This is a genomic window from Nonomuraea sp. bgisy101 (genome assembly GCF_057708945.1).
On sequence record NZ_JBYITD010000022.1, the window covers coordinates 93810 to 108410 of the forward strand.

General features: G+C 70.2%; 16 protein-coding genes. 10 read left to right on the forward strand and 6 right to left on the reverse strand.

Going from position 1 to position 14601, the window contains the following annotated elements:
* Positions 1 to 15: 15 nt before the first annotated feature.
* A complete protein-coding gene (locus tag AC3EO4_RS35120; protein ID WP_379575855.1) occupies positions 16 to 390 on the reverse strand; it encodes a hypothetical protein in 375 nt (124 codons plus the stop codon).
* 110 nt (positions 391 to 500) lie between these two features.
* Here AC3EO4_RS35120 and AC3EO4_RS35125 point away from each other — a divergent pair, with 110 nt between their 5' ends.
* Positions 501 to 1841 carry an APC family permease gene (locus tag AC3EO4_RS35125; protein WP_379575854.1) on the forward strand — a complete coding sequence of 447 codons (1341 nt, stop codon included), beginning with the start codon at positions 501 to 503 and terminating at the stop codon, positions 1839 to 1841.
* A gap of 37 nt (positions 1842 to 1878) precedes the next feature.
* Here AC3EO4_RS35125 and AC3EO4_RS35130 read toward each other — a convergent pair whose 3' ends face one another.
* On the reverse strand, positions 1879 to 2457 hold the full coding sequence (locus AC3EO4_RS35130; protein ID WP_379575853.1) for a DUF1707 domain-containing protein: 579 nt from the start codon (positions 2455 to 2457) through the stop codon (positions 1879 to 1881).
* 214 nt (positions 2458 to 2671) lie between these two features.
* Here AC3EO4_RS35130 and AC3EO4_RS35135 point away from each other — a divergent pair, with 214 nt between their 5' ends.
* Positions 2672 to 3586, forward strand: coding sequence for an anti-sigma factor RsbA family regulatory protein (locus AC3EO4_RS35135; RefSeq protein ID WP_431899709.1), 915 nt, complete (start codon positions 2672 to 2674; stop codon positions 3584 to 3586).
* 17 nt (positions 3587 to 3603) lie between these two features.
* Positions 3604 to 4755, forward strand: a complete 1152-nt coding sequence (locus AC3EO4_RS35140; protein ID WP_379575851.1) for a low temperature requirement protein A — start codon at positions 3604 to 3606, stop codon at positions 4753 to 4755.
* Here AC3EO4_RS35140 and AC3EO4_RS35145 read toward each other — a convergent pair.
* From AC3EO4_RS35145 to AC3EO4_RS35155, 3 genes are read right to left on the reverse strand one after another with little or no spacing between them, the layout of a single operon-like run.
* Entirely contained in the window at positions 4727 to 5860 is a 1134-nt protein-coding gene (locus AC3EO4_RS35145; RefSeq protein ID WP_379575850.1) for a sensor histidine kinase, read from the reverse strand. The genes AC3EO4_RS35140 and AC3EO4_RS35145 overlap by 29 nt on opposite strands.
* Before the next feature lie 54 nt (positions 5861 to 5914).
* Positions 5915 to 6850 carry an aldo/keto reductase gene (locus tag AC3EO4_RS35150; RefSeq protein ID WP_431899711.1) on the reverse strand — a complete coding sequence of 312 codons (936 nt, stop codon included), beginning with the start codon at positions 6848 to 6850 and terminating at the stop codon, positions 5915 to 5917.
* Complete coding sequence (locus tag AC3EO4_RS35155; protein ID WP_431899713.1) at positions 6847 to 7197, reverse strand: MerR family transcriptional regulator; 351 nt, start codon at positions 7195 to 7197, stop codon at positions 6847 to 6849. Before AC3EO4_RS35155 ends, AC3EO4_RS35150 begins: the two co-directional genes overlap by 4 nt.
* A gap of 238 nt (positions 7198 to 7435) precedes the next feature.
* Here AC3EO4_RS35155 and AC3EO4_RS35160 point away from each other — a divergent pair, with 238 nt between their 5' ends.
* Positions 7436 to 8122 carry a DUF998 domain-containing protein gene (locus tag AC3EO4_RS35160; protein ID WP_379575847.1) on the forward strand — a complete coding sequence of 229 codons (687 nt, stop codon included), beginning with the start codon at positions 7436 to 7438 and terminating at the stop codon, positions 8120 to 8122.
* Between the two features lie 4 nt (positions 8123 to 8126).
* Here the strand turns inward: AC3EO4_RS35160 and AC3EO4_RS35165 are convergent, their stop codons facing one another.
* A complete protein-coding gene (locus AC3EO4_RS35165; RefSeq protein ID WP_379575846.1) occupies positions 8127 to 8492 on the reverse strand; it encodes a hypothetical protein in 366 nt (121 codons plus the stop codon).
* Positions 8493 to 8587: 95 nt separating this feature from the next.
* On the opposite strand from AC3EO4_RS35165, the gene AC3EO4_RS35170 reads away from it, so the two are divergent.
* The 6 genes from AC3EO4_RS35170 to AC3EO4_RS35195 all read left to right on the forward strand — a co-directional run bounded on the left by AC3EO4_RS35170 (position 8588) and on the right by AC3EO4_RS35195 (position 14478).
* On the forward strand, positions 8588 to 9052 hold the full coding sequence (locus AC3EO4_RS35170; RefSeq protein ID WP_379575845.1) for a universal stress protein: 465 nt from the start codon (positions 8588 to 8590) through the stop codon (positions 9050 to 9052).
* Positions 9053 to 9243: 191 nt separating this feature from the next.
* Complete coding sequence (locus AC3EO4_RS35175; RefSeq protein ID WP_379575844.1) at positions 9244 to 10488, forward strand: APC family permease; 1245 nt, start codon at positions 9244 to 9246, stop codon at positions 10486 to 10488.
* Positions 10489 to 10693: 205 nt separating this feature from the next.
* Positions 10694 to 12079, forward strand: a complete 1386-nt coding sequence (locus AC3EO4_RS35180) for a methionine--tRNA ligase (protein WP_431899716.1) — start codon at positions 10694 to 10696, stop codon at positions 12077 to 12079.
* Between the two features lie 43 nt (positions 12080 to 12122).
* Positions 12123 to 13100 carry a phosphotriesterase family protein gene (locus AC3EO4_RS35185; protein WP_431899717.1) on the forward strand — a complete coding sequence of 326 codons (978 nt, stop codon included), beginning with the start codon at positions 12123 to 12125 and terminating at the stop codon, positions 13098 to 13100.
* Between the two features lie 100 nt (positions 13101 to 13200).
* Positions 13201 to 13587 (forward strand): STAS domain-containing protein, encoded by a 387-nt coding sequence (locus tag AC3EO4_RS35190; protein WP_379575841.1) that lies wholly within the window; start codon positions 13201 to 13203, stop codon positions 13585 to 13587.
* 9 nt (positions 13588 to 13596) lie between these two features.
* On the forward strand, positions 13597 to 14478 hold the full coding sequence (locus AC3EO4_RS35195; RefSeq protein WP_431899719.1) for a sigma-70 family RNA polymerase sigma factor: 882 nt from the start codon (positions 13597 to 13599) through the stop codon (positions 14476 to 14478).
* Positions 14479 to 14601 lie beyond the last annotated feature (123 nt).

Consider the following 14601-nt stretch of genomic DNA (forward strand, 5'->3'; position numbering starts at 1 on the left):
CGGCCAGGCGGTTCATCAGGTGCAGGCGCTCTGGATCTTGGTCGAGAAGCCCTGCATCTTGCCGGTGAACTCGGTGAGCTTCGAGGCGTCCTTGAGGTCCTTGATGCTCTCGAAGCCGGCGGCCAGGTCGTTCAGGGCCGCGGCGAGCTCGCCGTCGTACTTGGCCGCGAGGGCCTTGGACTTCTCGGCGGCGGTGTTGGAGGCCTTCTCCATGGCGGCGGGGTCGGTCATGGCTGCGGACAGGCTGCCCGACCACTCCGTCATGATCTTCGTGGCTTCGTTGCCGACCGCGTTGCAGTCGACGGCGTTGCCCACGGCGCCGCAGGCGGTGAGGCCGGCCAGAGTCAGCGTGGCCGCGGAGACGGTGATGGCCCGCTTGAGGAAACGCATTCTGTGCCCTTCGTTGGATGTCCAGCAGAAGGGACATTATGGGGCCAGACTTGATGTTCACTTACATCCCGCTTACATCACCTGTTACATGCGCGGGTAGGAGTCATGGCATGACGGTGAGTCACGAGCTGAAACGGGTCATAGGGCGCAAAGTGCTCCTTCTGTTCGTCGTGGGCGACATCCTCGGCGCGGGCATCTACGCGCTGGTGGGCAAGGTGGCGGGGTACGTCGGCGGTGCGCTGTGGCTGCCGTTCCTCGTCGCCTTCCTGCTGGCCGCGCTGACCGCGACCGCCTACGCGGAGCTGGTCGGCAAGTACCCCCAAGCCGCCGGCGCCGCCCTCTACGCCAACAAGGCCTTTCACATCCCCTTCGTGACGTTCATCGTGGCCTTCTCCGTGATGATGAGCGGCATCACCTCGGCCAGCACCGCCGCCAGGGCCTTCGGCGGACGCTATCTCGCGGAGTTCGTCACACTCCCGGTGATCGTCGGCGCGTTCGTCTTCCTCGGCCTGGTCACGGTCGTGAACTTCGCGGGGATCAGCGAGTCGGTGAGGGTCAACGTGGTACTGACGATCATCGAGGCCTTCGGCCTGCTGGTGATCGTCGCCATCGGGATCTACGCGCTCTTCAGCGGGCAGGGCGAGCCCGCCAGGGCCCTGGAGTTCCACCCGGCCAACGGCGCCTTCCTCGGCGTCCTCGGCGGCACGGCGCTCGCGTTCTACGCACTGCTCGGCTTCGAGGACTCGGTCAACCTCGCGGAGGAGGCCAAGGACCCGCAGCGGGACTACCCCCGCGCCCTGTTCGGCGGGATCGTGGTCGCCGCGCTGATCTACCTGGCGGTCGCCTTCACCGCCACGATGCTGGTCGACACCAGGACCCTCGTCGGCTCGACGGGACCGCTGCTGGAGGTCGTCAAGGTGGCGGGCCTGGCCTTCCCGCCCAAACTGTTCGCGCTGATCGCGCTGCTCGCCGTCGGCAACACGGCACTGATCAACATGCTGATGGCCTCCAGGCTCGTGTACGGCATGGCCAGGCAGCGCATCATCCCCGCGGCCTTCGGGGCGGTCCATCCCACCAGGGCCACGCCATGGGTGGCGATCGTCTTCACGGTGGCGATCGCCGCCGTCCTGGTCTCGACGGGCGACATCGGACCGCTGGCCGACACGACCGTGCTCCTGCTGCTGTTCGTGTTCGCGCTGGTGAACGTCTGCGTGCTGTTGCTGCGCAAGGACAGGGTCCGCCACGAGCACTTCGTCGCGCCCACGTGGATGCCCGCTCTCGGTGCGGTGGTCTGCCTGACCCTGACTCTGCCGATCACCGGCCGCTCGGGCGATGTCTACCTGCGGGCCGCGATCCTCGTCGGCATCGGCGTCGTGCTCTGGTTCATCAACCGGATCTTCGTCGGGCCCATCGAGGAGATCGACATCACCAAGATCAACCCGCCGGACTGAACCCGTCCGCCGCCGTACCACCCGCGGCGGCCACGGATCACATCTCGTCCCTCCACCAGTCGGCGACCGAGCGCCTCGGATAGCGGACCTTCAGCTCGCCGTACTTGATCCGGCCGGTGATCCGCACGTGGAGGATGCCGTGGCGGGGGCGCGAGGGCACGCTCACCTTGGCCTCGCCGCCCCACCCCGCCTGATAGCCGTCCGTGTTCGCGGTGGCGCCCTCGGGCAGGACGATCTTGGCTGAGCCGTACTTCAGGTCGAACTCGATGTCGACCACCGGGTGCTCGACGCTCGCCTCCGACAGGTCGAGGCCGGCGTTGCCGTACTTGGACACGATCTTCAGCCGCTGCGGCACCAGCCAGTCGCCCGAGCGGCTCACGTCGCCGCTCTTCGACTCCAGCACCACCGCGTCCGCGTGCGCGTCGGCGATGACGGCGGGCACGAAGGCGCCCGCGCCCGGCAGGTCGGACAGCGGCTCGGTGAGATCGCCGTAGGTCTTGGCCGCGAAGGCCAGCTCCAGCCGTTCGTCCAGCTCCACAGGAGTCAGCCGGCCCTCGGCGAAGGCCTTCTGGAGCTGCTGCGCGGCCCGCTCGCGATCGGCGTCGGACACGCGCATCCGTCGATCATTCATCGGCGTCTCGGAAGGGGTCTCAGAAAGGGAGGGGTCTGCCGGAGGGGGTACGCAGGTCGAGGGGGACGGGACGGCGAGGGGGACGGGGGCGGGGGACCAGCTGGAGCTTCTTCACCTAGAGGAATCCTTCCAGTGGGACGTACCTATGTAATACCCGATGATCAGGTGTAACTCACCCCGTCGCGGTAACCTCACTGATATGGCGTTCGCGCACCCGGCGTTCTTCTACAGGGACGACGTGGACTACCTCTCGGGCACCGTCCCGTTCATCCGCGCAGGACTGGCGGCGGGTGAACCGGTGGCGGTGGCGGTTCCTGGCCCCAATCTCGAGCTGATCAGAGACGAGCTCGACGAGGCGGCCGGGCAGGTGCGGATGCTGGACATGACCGTCGTGGGCCGCAACCCCGGCCGGATCATCCCCGGCGTGCTGCGCGACTTCGCCGACCACTTTCCCGACCGCCACGTGCGGATGATCGGCGAGCCCGTCTGGGCGGGCCGCACCGGCACCGAATACCCCGCCTGCGCCCAGCACGAGGCGCTGATCAACCTGGCGTTCGACGGGCGCCATGTCACGATCATGTGCCCCTACGACGCCAAGCGGCTCGAGCCCGAGGTTCTCGACGACGCCGAACTCACCCACCCCGTCCTCCAGGACTCCGGCGGCGAGCGGATCAGCGTCCGCTACGCCCCCATGAGGGTGGTCGACGGCTACAACGTGCCGCTCCACGAGCCGCCCGCGTCGGTCGCGCTCCGCTTCGACAGCGCCAACCTCGCCCAGATACGGCACCTGGCCAACGAGTGGGCGATGGCCGCGGGCATGACCGGCACCCGCCTCGACGACGTGCAACTGGCGGTCTCCGAGCTGGGCGCCAACAGTCTCGACCACGGCGGCGGCTCGGGCGTCCTGCGGCTGTGGTACGAGGAGGGCCGCCTGGTCTGCGAGGTCAGCGACGCCGGCCACATCACCGACCCGCTCGTCGGCAGGTCCCCCGTCGACCCGCGCGTCCCCGGCTCACGGGGACTGCTGATCGTCAACCTGCTCAGCGACCTGGTTCGCGTCCACACGCGCGAGGGTTCGACGGTGGTGCGCGCCTACTTCGACCGGCCGCTATGAGCTGGTAGGACGGCGGCATGACCCTGCTGCGTTCGATGCGGGCGCGCGCGAGGGACGAGCCGCACCGCGTCGCGACCGCGCTGGAGCTGTTCTTCGACCTGTTCTTCGTCGTCGCGGTCTCCTTCGCGGTCAGCCAGCTGGCTCACGCGCTGTCGGCCGGGCATCTGGGAGAGGCGCTGGTCGGCTACCTCACCACGTTCTTCGCCATCTGGTGGGCGTGGATGAACTTCACCTGGTTCGCCTCCGCCTACGACACCGACGACTGGGTCTACCGCGTCATGACACTGGTGCAGATGTCGGGCGTGCTCGTGCTGGCGGCGGGGGTGCCCAGGGCCTTCGAACACCACGACTACCGGGTCTTCTGGTTCGGCTACCTGATCATGCGGTTCGCCATGGCCTTCCAGTGGCTGCGGGCCGCCGCGAGCGATCCCGCGCACCGGGGGGTGGCGCGGCGCTACGCGCTCGGCATCTGCCTGGCGATGGTCTACTGGCTGGTCCTGTTCGTGGTCCCCGAGCCGCTGGCGGTGCCCGCGTTCGCGCTGGGCGTGGTGGTCGAGCTGTGCGTGCCCCTGTGGGCGGAGCGTGGCAGGCCCACCACCTGGCACCCGCACCACATCGCCGAGCGCTACGGGCTGTTCACGATCATCATGATGGGCGAGAACGTCCTCGGCGCCACCGTCTCCGTGCGGGGCGCGCTGTCCGACGAGGGCGCCAAGCCCTCGCTGATCGTGCTGGCCGTCGGCGCGCTGGTGATCGTCTTCTCGCTGTGGTGGATCTACTTCGAACCCGAGACCCCCGAGATCCTCACCTCCAACAGGGCCGCGATACCGTGGGGGTACGGCCACTACGTGATCTTCGCGTCGATCGGAGCCGTCGGCGCGGCCATCGAGGTCGTCGTCGCCTTCGTCACCGGCGAGAGCGCGCTGACCAGGTCGCAGGCCGGACTGGCGATGGCCGTGCCCGTCGCGGTCTACCTGGTCGCGGTGTGGGTGCTGCACATCCGCCCGCACGGCTACGGCAGGGCCGACAGCGCCGCCTTCCTCATCGCGGCCGTCCTGGTGCTCCTGGCCCCGCTCGCCCCTTCGGCCGTCCCGCTCATCGCGGTGATCGTGGCCGCGCTGGTGGTGGTGACCACGCTGATCAGGCGGGCAGCGTGGCCCGCACGGTGAATCCGCCGCCCGGCAGGGGGCGCGCCTCCAGCCACCCGTCGAACAGCGCCACCCGCTCGCGCATGCCGATGAGGCCATGGCCCTGACCGCCCTGACCCCGCCGCTCCTGCGGCCCGTGGCCGCTCGGTGAGCCGGGCGCCGGGCCCTCGTCGGTGATCTCCAGGCAGAGCTCCCTGTGCCGGTGCGCCACCGTCACCGTCACCCTGGTCGGTCCCGCGTGCTTGAGCGTGTTGGTCAGCGCCTCCTGGATGATCCGGTAGGCCGACAGCTCGAGGCCGGCCGAGAGCGGAGAGGGCTCGCCGCGCACGTCGAGCTTCACGTCGAGGCCTGCCACGCGCACCTGGTCCACCAGCTCCTCCAGGCGGGCCAGGCTGGGCTGGGGGACGTTGACTCCCGGCTCGTGTCCCGATCTCAGCACGCCCAGCATGCGCCGCAGCTCGTGAACGGCCTCGCGGCCCGCCTCCTCGACGACCGTCAGCGCCTCCCGCTCGCGTGCCTGCTCCTCGTCCAGGCAGCGACGCACCGCGCCCGACTGCATGACCATGACGCTGACGCTGTGGGCGACGATGTCGTGCAGCTCGCGGGCGATCCTGTTGCGCTCCTCGTTGACCGCCTCCCTGGCCAGCAGCGCGCCGCGCTCCTGCGCCTGGGCGGCGACCTCCCTGTAGCGCTGGACGGCGAAGCCCGCGCCGGCCGCGACGCCGGTCATCACCAGGGCGATGGCGACGTCGCCCGGCCCGACGGGCGCTTCGGTGAAGACGATCACGGCCACGAAGCCGAGCGCGAGGGCCAGGCCCGCGGGCGTCCGCCGGCTCCTCGGCGGGACCTCCGCCATCAGCGTGAAGAGCAGGAGCAGTTCGACGTAGAACTGCCATGCGCCCAGCGTCTCCTCCGACAGCGGGATCGCCAGGCCGCCGAACACGGTGTAGACGGCCAGCACGGCGAACGGTGCGCGCCGCCGTACGGCCACCAGAGCGGCGCTCGCCACGGCGAGCCCGATCCACAACGCCGGGTGGGCGCGGTCGGGCTCGCCGGTGCGGCCGCCGATCTCCTCAGCCAGCGAGAACACGGCCACGATCACGGCGATCGCCCAGTCGAGCCTCATGGGTCCGACTGTAGGCCGTGACCAGGCGATCGCGAGTCACCCGCTAGACGGACATCACTGCTCTACCGACGACATATCGGCATAGCGGGCACCCTGAACGGCGTCAGCCAGGCCGGACAGCGTGGCCAGCTGCTCCGCGGTCAGCGTGAAGCCTGCCGCGGCGGCGTTCTCCTCCAGGTACTTCAGCCGCTTGGTGCCGGGGATCGGCACGATGTCCTCGCCCTGGGCGAGCAGCCATGCCAGGGAGAGCTGCGCGGGCGTGCAGCCCACCTCGGCGGCGACTTCGGCGACGCGGGCGACCAGCCCCGCGTTGTGCTCGCCCGCCTCGCCCGAGGTCCTGGGGTTGACCCTGCGGAAGTCGTCGGCTGCCAACTGGTCGGCGGGCGGCAGCGCGCCGCTCAGCAGGCCGCGGCTGATGGGGGAGTAGGCCACCAGCTTGACGCCCAGTTCCCGCGCCGCGGGCAGGATCTCCTTCTCGATGCCCCTGGTGAACAGGGAGTACTCGCTCTGCAGTGCGTGGATGGGGTGGGTGGCGTGCGCCCTGCGCAAGGTGTCGGCCGAGACCTCCGACAGGCCGAGGTGGCCGACCTTGCCCTGCTCGACCAGCTCGGCCATGGCGCCGACCGACTCCTCGATCGGGACGTCGGGGTTGCGGCGGTGCATGTAGTAGAGGTCGATGTGGTCGACGCCGAGGCGCTGGAGCGAGGCGTCGCAGGCCTGGCGGATGTAGGCGGGGTCGTTGTCGACGCTGCGGACGCCGCCGTCGCGCCTGATGCCGAACTTGGTGCCGAGGAACACCTCGTCGCGGCGGCCCTTGACGGCCCGGCCGACGAGCTCCTCGTTGCGCCCCAGGCCGTACATGTCGGCGGTATCTAGAAAAGTCACACCAAGGTCGAGGGCGCGGTGAATGACGGCAATCGACTCGGCGTCGTTGGCTTCGCCGTAGAACTCGGACATGCCCATGCACCCGAGCCCGATCCTGGAGGTCATGACATCTCCTTGTAGAAATTGATCTTGTAGTCCAGGACCTCGAGGTCCTGTGCCAGTTCGGCGATCCTGGCGGCCACGCGGGCCCTGTGGGCCTCCAGCATCCGCTGGCGCTCGGGCGCGGTGTGCGGCCCCTGCCGCCGCAGGTCGGCGTAGCGGCACATGTCCGCGATCGGCATGCCGGTGCTGCGGAGCCTGGTCAGGAACTCCAGCCAGGTCAGGTCCTGCTCCGTGTAGTCACGGTGGCCCTTGCCATCCCTGTCGACGGAGTGGATGAGCCCGATGCGCTCGTAGTAGCGCAGCGTGTGCGCGCTCAGCCCCGACCGGCGCGCGGCCTCCTGGATCGTCATGTCTCCAGCGTCGCCCTTAGAGTGCACTCGAAGTCAAATGGGGCGCTGTCGACCGGCGCGGGAGCCGCAGCAGGCTGTACCCACCCTGAGGGGGCCAGCCCCACCAAGGGTCGACTTCCGCCAGGTCATCGGGGTGCCGCAGGGGATGGTCCTACCAAGGTCGTAAGGGTCGGTTCAGGGGGCGCGTGGGGCCGATCTCCGATACTCCGGAACGCCGCGTTCCACGAGCGTTGAGGGCATGAAGGGATTGCTCATCGGTGGATTCGCGGCGCTCGGCACGGGTGCCGGCGCGATGCTCACGCTGCAGACGGAGGCCGGGCTCGACCCGATGCACACCTTGATCAGCGAGTACGCCTTCCACCCGATCGGGTGGCTCCTGCCCGCCTCGCTGACGCTGTTCGCGGCCGGCGCGGCGTTCATCGCCGCCGCGCTCCGCAGATCGGGCGCCGACCGCAAGGTCGTGGCCCTGGTGGCGGCCTGGGGGGTGTGCATGTTCCTCCTCGGCGTCTTCCCGACCGACAGGCCGGGACTGCCGCTGTCCCTGTCGGGCGGCATCCACCGCTACGCCGGGTTCGTCGCCTTCCTGGTGATGCCGGTGGCGGGCCTGCTGCTGGCCAGGGCGAAGGTCGGCTACGCGCGGGCGATGAAGGTGCTCAGCGGCTTCGCGCTGGCCGCGCTGGTACTGGTCGTGATCCCCTACGTGGTCAGGATGTTCGGGATCCCGCTGAGCAACACCGACATCCCCGCGGGGCTCACCCAGCGGTTCGTGGTGGTGTCCGAGCTCGGGCTGCTGCTGTTCCTGAGCCTCCACCTGGTACGGCTACCGCACAGGAGGGCCCACCGCGGTCACGGGCTGGTGTCCGTCCAGCACGTCGCTCCAGCGGCGAACGCTCCCGTGCGGACGTCTCGGTCGCTGGCCGCGTAGGCGGTCAACGCTCCCAAGGGGGCGTCTCCCCGAGCTTGGCGTAGTACTTGGCGAGGTGGGCCTTGACCCGGTCCACCTCGTCTTTCGGTATCTTCACCCCGCCCCTCGCGCCCTGCACGACGCCACCCGCCGCCATGATCGCCCGGGGAACGACCTTGAGCGTGCCGTTGACGACGTCGGCGATCGGCAGCTTGTAGCCGCCGAACTCGTCGGCGTTGTCGCTGTCGTACCAGATGTGGGCTTCGCGGTACTTCGCGTTGGGCGCGTCCTCGGCCTTCGCCCAGGACCGGACGCGCCGCTCGGCCTCCGCGGCGTCCCACTCCCTGTCGCGGTCGGCGAGAGGGAGATCACGGAACTGTGTGACGGTCATAGGCCTCGCCCTACCCGCCGAGCGCGTCCGAAACGAATGAAACGCACGTCGCGGGATAGAAGCGGGGGGAGATCACGACGTCAGGGGAGAGCGACATGACCATTCTGGTGGCGTACGACGGTTCGGACGATGCCAAGGAGGCCATCGCCTATGCGGGAACCCTGCTGAAGGGTCAGGAGACGGTCGTGCTCAGCGTGTGGGAGCGGCTGGCGCTCGCCTCGATCAGGGGCTCGGCGGGAATGATCGCGCCGGTCGACACCACGGCCGAGGACGAGGCCGTCCGGGCCGCCACCAAGGAGCTGGCCGAGCAGGGGGCGCTGCTGGCCGTACAGGCGGGACTGGACGCCACGCCCAGGTGGGAGTCCGACTCGCCGGCGGTCTGGTCGACGATCGTCGACGTGGCGAACGAGCTCGACGCGACGTTGATCGTGACGGGGACCAGGGGGATGGGCGGGGTCAAGTCGCTCCTGCTCGGGAGCACGTCCGACCGGGTGTTGCACCACGCGGGACGCCCCGTGCTGATCGTGCCGGCCAAGGAGGGCGAGAAAGCCGAGGAGTAGTCGGGGCCCCGGCCTGCGGGCGGGTCGACGGGGTCTCGTGCGGCGGACCCAGCGAGGTGTCCACTCCAGGGGCGTGGGGGCGGACCCGAGTGGTGTCACCCCAGGGTTTCGGTGGGAGACCCGGGGATGTCATCTCCATGGGGCACAGTGGTTCTCTCTCGGATCTCTGGCTCTGCGGAAGGGAAGACGGAATGGCGTCAGGTCTGGCGCGGCGGCTGGGCACCGGCGACGCCGTCGTCGTGGGGCTCAGCGCGATGATCGGCGCGGGCGTCTTCGCCGCCTTCGCGCCCGCCGCCTCCATCGCGGGCCGTTGGCTGCCGGCGGCGCTCGCGCTGGCCGCCGTCGTCGCCTACTGCAACGCGACCTCCTCGGCCAGGCTCGCCGCCCGCCATCCGGAGTCCGGCGGCACCTACGTCTACGGCCGGCGGCGGCTCGGCCCGTTCTGGGGATACCTGGCCGGTTGGGGATTCGTGGTCGGCAAGACGGCGTCGTGCGCGGCGATGGCACTGACGTTCGGCACCTACGTCGCGCCCGGCCTGGCCGTCCCGCTGGCGGTCGGCGCGGTCGTCGCGCTGACCGTGCTCAACCTGTACGGCGTGCAGCGCTCGGCCATGGCGGCGCGCATCATCGTGGCGCTCGTCCTGGCCGTGCTGGCGGCGGTGGCGGTCGCGGGCTTCACCGGCGGCCAGGCGCCGACGGCGACCGCCGGCGAGCTCCACCCCGCCGGCCTGTGGGACGTCCTGCAGGCGGCGGGCCTGCTGTTCTTCGCCTTCGCCGGATACGCGCGCATCGCCACGCTGGGTGAGGAGGTGCGCGATCCCGAACGCACCATCCCCAGGGCCATCCCGCTCGCCCTCGGCATCACGCTCGCCGTCTACACGCTCGTCGCCCTGGCCACGCTCCGGGTGCTCGGCCCCGCACGGCTCGGCCTGTCGCCCGCCCCGCTCGTCGACACCGTGGTCTGGGCGGGCGCGGGATGGCTCGCACCCGTGGTCGGGGCGGGGGCGGCGGTGGCGGCGCTGGGCGCGCTGCTCGCGCTGATCCTCGGAGTGTCCAGGACCACGTTCGCGATGGCCAGGGAACGGGATCTGCCGGGGTTCCTCGACGCCGTCCATCCCGTCAGACGGGTGCCGCACCGGGCGGAGGCGGCGGTGGCCGCTGTGGTGATCGTGCTGGTGCTGGCGGTCGACCTGCGGGGCGCGATCGGGTTCTCGTCGTTCGGCGTGCTCGTCTACTACGCGGTGGCCAACGCCTCGGCCCTCAGGCTGGGGCCCGACGAGGGGGCGCCGCCGAGGGCGGTTCCCTTGGTGGGGCTGGCGCTGTGCCTGGTGCTGGCGTTCACGCTGCCGTCCGAGTCGGTGGTGGCGGGCCTGGTGGTGTTCGCGCTGGGCGGCCTGTGGTGGGTGTGGCGCCGCCACGTGCGCGCCCCCGGATAGCCGGCGCGGGGCCGGGGCCGGGGCCGGTCCGCTGGGCCCCTGCGGGGCTGGGGGCCGGTCCGCTGGTGCCGCACGGGGCCGCCGGGCTATCATGAGCCCATGACGACACGGCGAATGATGGCCCCCTAGGGGCTCGCCGACGTCTTCGCAGAGGCCCTGATGACCGGGGCCTCTTCGCATGTCCGGGGCCCCTTTGGAGGTTCCGATGTACATCACGACGACCATCCCCTACGTCAACGCCCGTCCCCATCTGGGCTTCGCGTTGGAGATCGTCCAGGCGGACGTGCTGGCCAGGCACTACCGCAGGCGCGAACCCGTGCGCTTCCAGACAGGGACGGACGACAACTCGCTCAAGAACGTCCTGGCGGCCGAGGCGGCGAACGTGCCGGTCCAGGAGTTCGTCGACCGCAACGCCGAGGCTTTCGAGGCGCTGCGCGGGCCGCTGGCGCTGTCCTTCGACGCCTTCGTCCGCACCAGCCGCGACCACGCCCACCGGGCGGGGGTCGAGCGGCTGTGGCGGGCCACCGCGCACGACGTCTACGAGCGCTCCTACGACGGGCTGTACTGCGTCGGCTGCGAGGCCTTCTCCACCGACGACACCTGTCCCGAGCACGGCGGCCCGCTGCAGAGGGTCGCGGAGAAGAACTGGTTCTTCCGCCTGTCCCGCTACCAGGACGAGCTGAAGGCGCTCATCGCCGACGGCCGGCTGCGGATCGAGCCCGCCGCCCGCAGGAACGAGGTGCTGGCGTTCATCGAGGCGGGTCTGGAGGACATCAGCATCTCCCGGTCGCAGGATCGCGCCCGCGGCTGGGGCATCCCCGTCCCTGACGACCCCACGCAGGTGGTCTACGTCTGGTGGGACGCGCTGGCCAACTACGTCACCGCGCTGGACGACTACGACCGCTGGTGGTCGAACGGCCGCAAGATCCACCTGGTGGGCAAGGGCGTCATCCGCTTCCACGCCGTCTACTGGCCCGCGATGCTGCTGTCCGCGGGCCAGCCGTTGCCGACCAAGATCTACGTCCACGACTACCTCACCGTCGACGGCCGCAAGATCTCCAAGTCGTCCGGCGCGACCGCCGACCCCGCCGAGCTCGTCGCCCGCTACGGGACCGACGCGGTGCGCTGGTGGCTGCTGCGCGAGGTGCCGCGCGTCGGCGACGCCGACTTCACCGAGGCCCGGCTGGCTGCCCGCCACGACGAGGACCTGGCCAACGGCCTCGGCAACCTCGTCAAGCGGGTCGTCACCATGGTCCACAGGTTCCGCGACGGGCACGTGCCCGACATCGACGTGGCGCCGCTCGTGCCCGACGTCGGCAAGCGGGTGCACGCCGCGCTGGAGGAGTTCGACTTCAGGACGGCCGCCGCGGCGGTGTGGTCGATCGTGGAGGAGGCCAACAGGTACATCGAGCGCGAACAGCCGTGGAAGCAGCCCGACCCTGACGTCGCGCTGGCGACGCTCGTCCACGCGTGCCGGGCGCTCGCCGTCCATCTGGAGGATCTGGTGCCGGGAGCGGCGGCGAAGGTCGCGGCGCAGGTGGAGGGGGAGCGGCTGCCCGCGCCCGCGCCGTTGTTCCCCCGGATCCTTTGACGTAGGTTGGCGCGCACAGACCAGTTGGTATGGGAGGCTCCGCATGCCCACCGTTCCCACCGTCCGCGGCCAGGCCGACGTCAGCGACCTGGGCCAGACCTTGATGCACGAGCACATCTTCGCCCTCTCGACCGAGCACAAGGACAACCATGGCGCGGGCGGCTGGTGGGACGAGGAGTTCAGGGTCGCCGACGCGATCGGCAAGCTCAAGGCGGTGGCGGCGAAGGGCGTGCGGACGATCGCCGACCCGACGGTATGGGGGCTCGGGCGCTACATCCCGCGCATCCAGCGCGTCGCCGAGCAGGTGCCCGAGCTCAACATCATCGTCGCCACCGGACTGTACTTCTACGACCTGCCGCCCCACCCATACGAGCACCGCGGACCTGGGCTGCTCATGGACATGCCGGACCCGATGGTCGACGACATGGTCCGCGACCTCACCGAGGGCATCGCCGACACCGGCGTCAAGGCCGCCTTCATCAAGTGCGTCGTCGACAAGCGCGGCCTGACCGAAGGCGTCGAGCGCATGTGCGGGGCCGCCTCGCAGGCGCACGTGCGCACCGGCGCGCCCATCACCGTCCACACCGACGCGGCCACACGATCCGGGCTGCAGGCGCTCGACCTGTTCGCCAAGGAAGGCGTCGACCTGCGCAAGGTCGTCGTCGGACACGCCGGAGACAGCAACGATCTCGACTACCTGCGCAGGCTCGCCGACACCGGAGCCATCCTCGGCATGGACCGGTTCGGGCTCGACATGTACAACCCGACCGAGCAGCGCGTCGCCACCATCGCCGCGCTGTGCGAGCAAGGCTACGCCGACCGGATGGTGCTCAGCCACGACGCGGCCTGCTTCATGGACTACTTCGCCGGCGAATGGGACGAAGGGGTGCCGCTGGTGGCGCCGAACTGGCGCTACGACCACATCCACGACGACGTCCTCCCCGCGCTCCTGGCCCGCGGCGTGACCCAGGAGCAACTCGATCAGATGCTGGTCGGCACCCCCGCCCGCTACTTCTCCTGACCCGCTGCCCGCCCACGCGCCACCGGGTGGGCGAGGCGTTCGCCGCGACCTTCGGTAAGGTAGCGGGATCGAAGCGTGCTACACGGGTAGGTGGAGCTGGGTGACTGCGGAGCAGGCCTTGTCGATCAGCCTCGGACTGCAAGGTCCCTGTGTCATCGCGAGGCTCACAGGAGACTTCGACTTCGGATCGGCGGCCGAGGTGCGAGATCGAGTCACCAAGGCGCTCGATCTCAGCCAGCCTCCGATGATCGTCATCGACATGCAGGCCGTCAGCGTCTGCGACTCCTCCGGACTGTCCGTGCTGGTCTACCTCCACAAGGCGGTCACCGCCTCCGGCGGGCGGCTGCTCCTGTCGGGGCTCAACGCACGCTGCAAGCACCTGTTCGCGATCACCGCCCTCGACAAGTTCTTCGACATCAGGAACACCGCCGAACTCGCCATCGCCGAACTCTCCGAATCAGGGAATTCTCCGCCGTTCGCCGGGTAGTCGGGCGGGATGGCTGACCTGTTAGGCGACTACCTCAAGGAGATCGGCAGAATCCCCCTGCTCGCCGCCGAGGACGAGGTCGACCTCGCCCGGCGGGTGGAAGTGGGTCTCTACGCCGCGCATCTCCTCGCCCACGGCGACGACCGGCCCGAGCTGCCGGCACTCGTGCGGGACGGCAGACGGGCCAGGGACCGGCTGATCAGGGCGAACCTGCGCCTGGTCGTCTCCGCGGCCAAACGCTACGCCCACCGGGGCCTTCCCCTGCTCGACGTCATCCAGGAAGGCAACCTCGGGCTGATCAGAGCGGTGGAGAAGTTCGACTACAAGCGCGGATACAAGTTCTCCACCTACGGCATGTGGTGGATCAGGCAGGCGATCGAGCGCGGCATCAACGACACGAGCAGGACCGTGCGGCTGCCCGTCCACGTGGCTGAAGAGGTCGCCCGCCTGTCCAGAATCGCCCGGCGCCTGTCCACCGACCTGGGCAGGGAGCCGGCGGAGGACGAGCTGGCCGACGCGGCCGGCCGTACCGTCGAGCAGATCGCGGGGCTGCGCAGGCTCGCGCAGGAGACGATCAGCCTCGACACCCCCGTCGGCGAGAACGGCGAGGCCAGCGTCGGAGACCTGATCGCCGACGACGACATACCGCAGGTGCAGGAGCTCGCGGAGGTGCGCGCCCTCGCCGCCGAACTGCGCGGGCTGGTGCGGGAGCTCCCGGTGCGGGAGGCGTTCATCATCAGACGCCGGTACGGCCTGGCGGGCGGCAAGGTGCTCACCCACCAGGAGCTCGCCGACAGGCTCGGACTGACCAGGGAACGCATCAGGCAGCTGGAGAGGCAGGCGCTGCGGCGGCTGCGCGAGGGCGGGCCCCTGCTGGCGTGGGCGTCGTAGCCCGCCCACCTCGGCGGGCACCCGCATCCGCCACCGCCGTCCACCTCGACGGGCGCTCTTGGCCCGCCACCCGCCCCGTCCATCTCGGCGGCACTCTTGGTCCCGCCGTCCATCTCGGCGGTA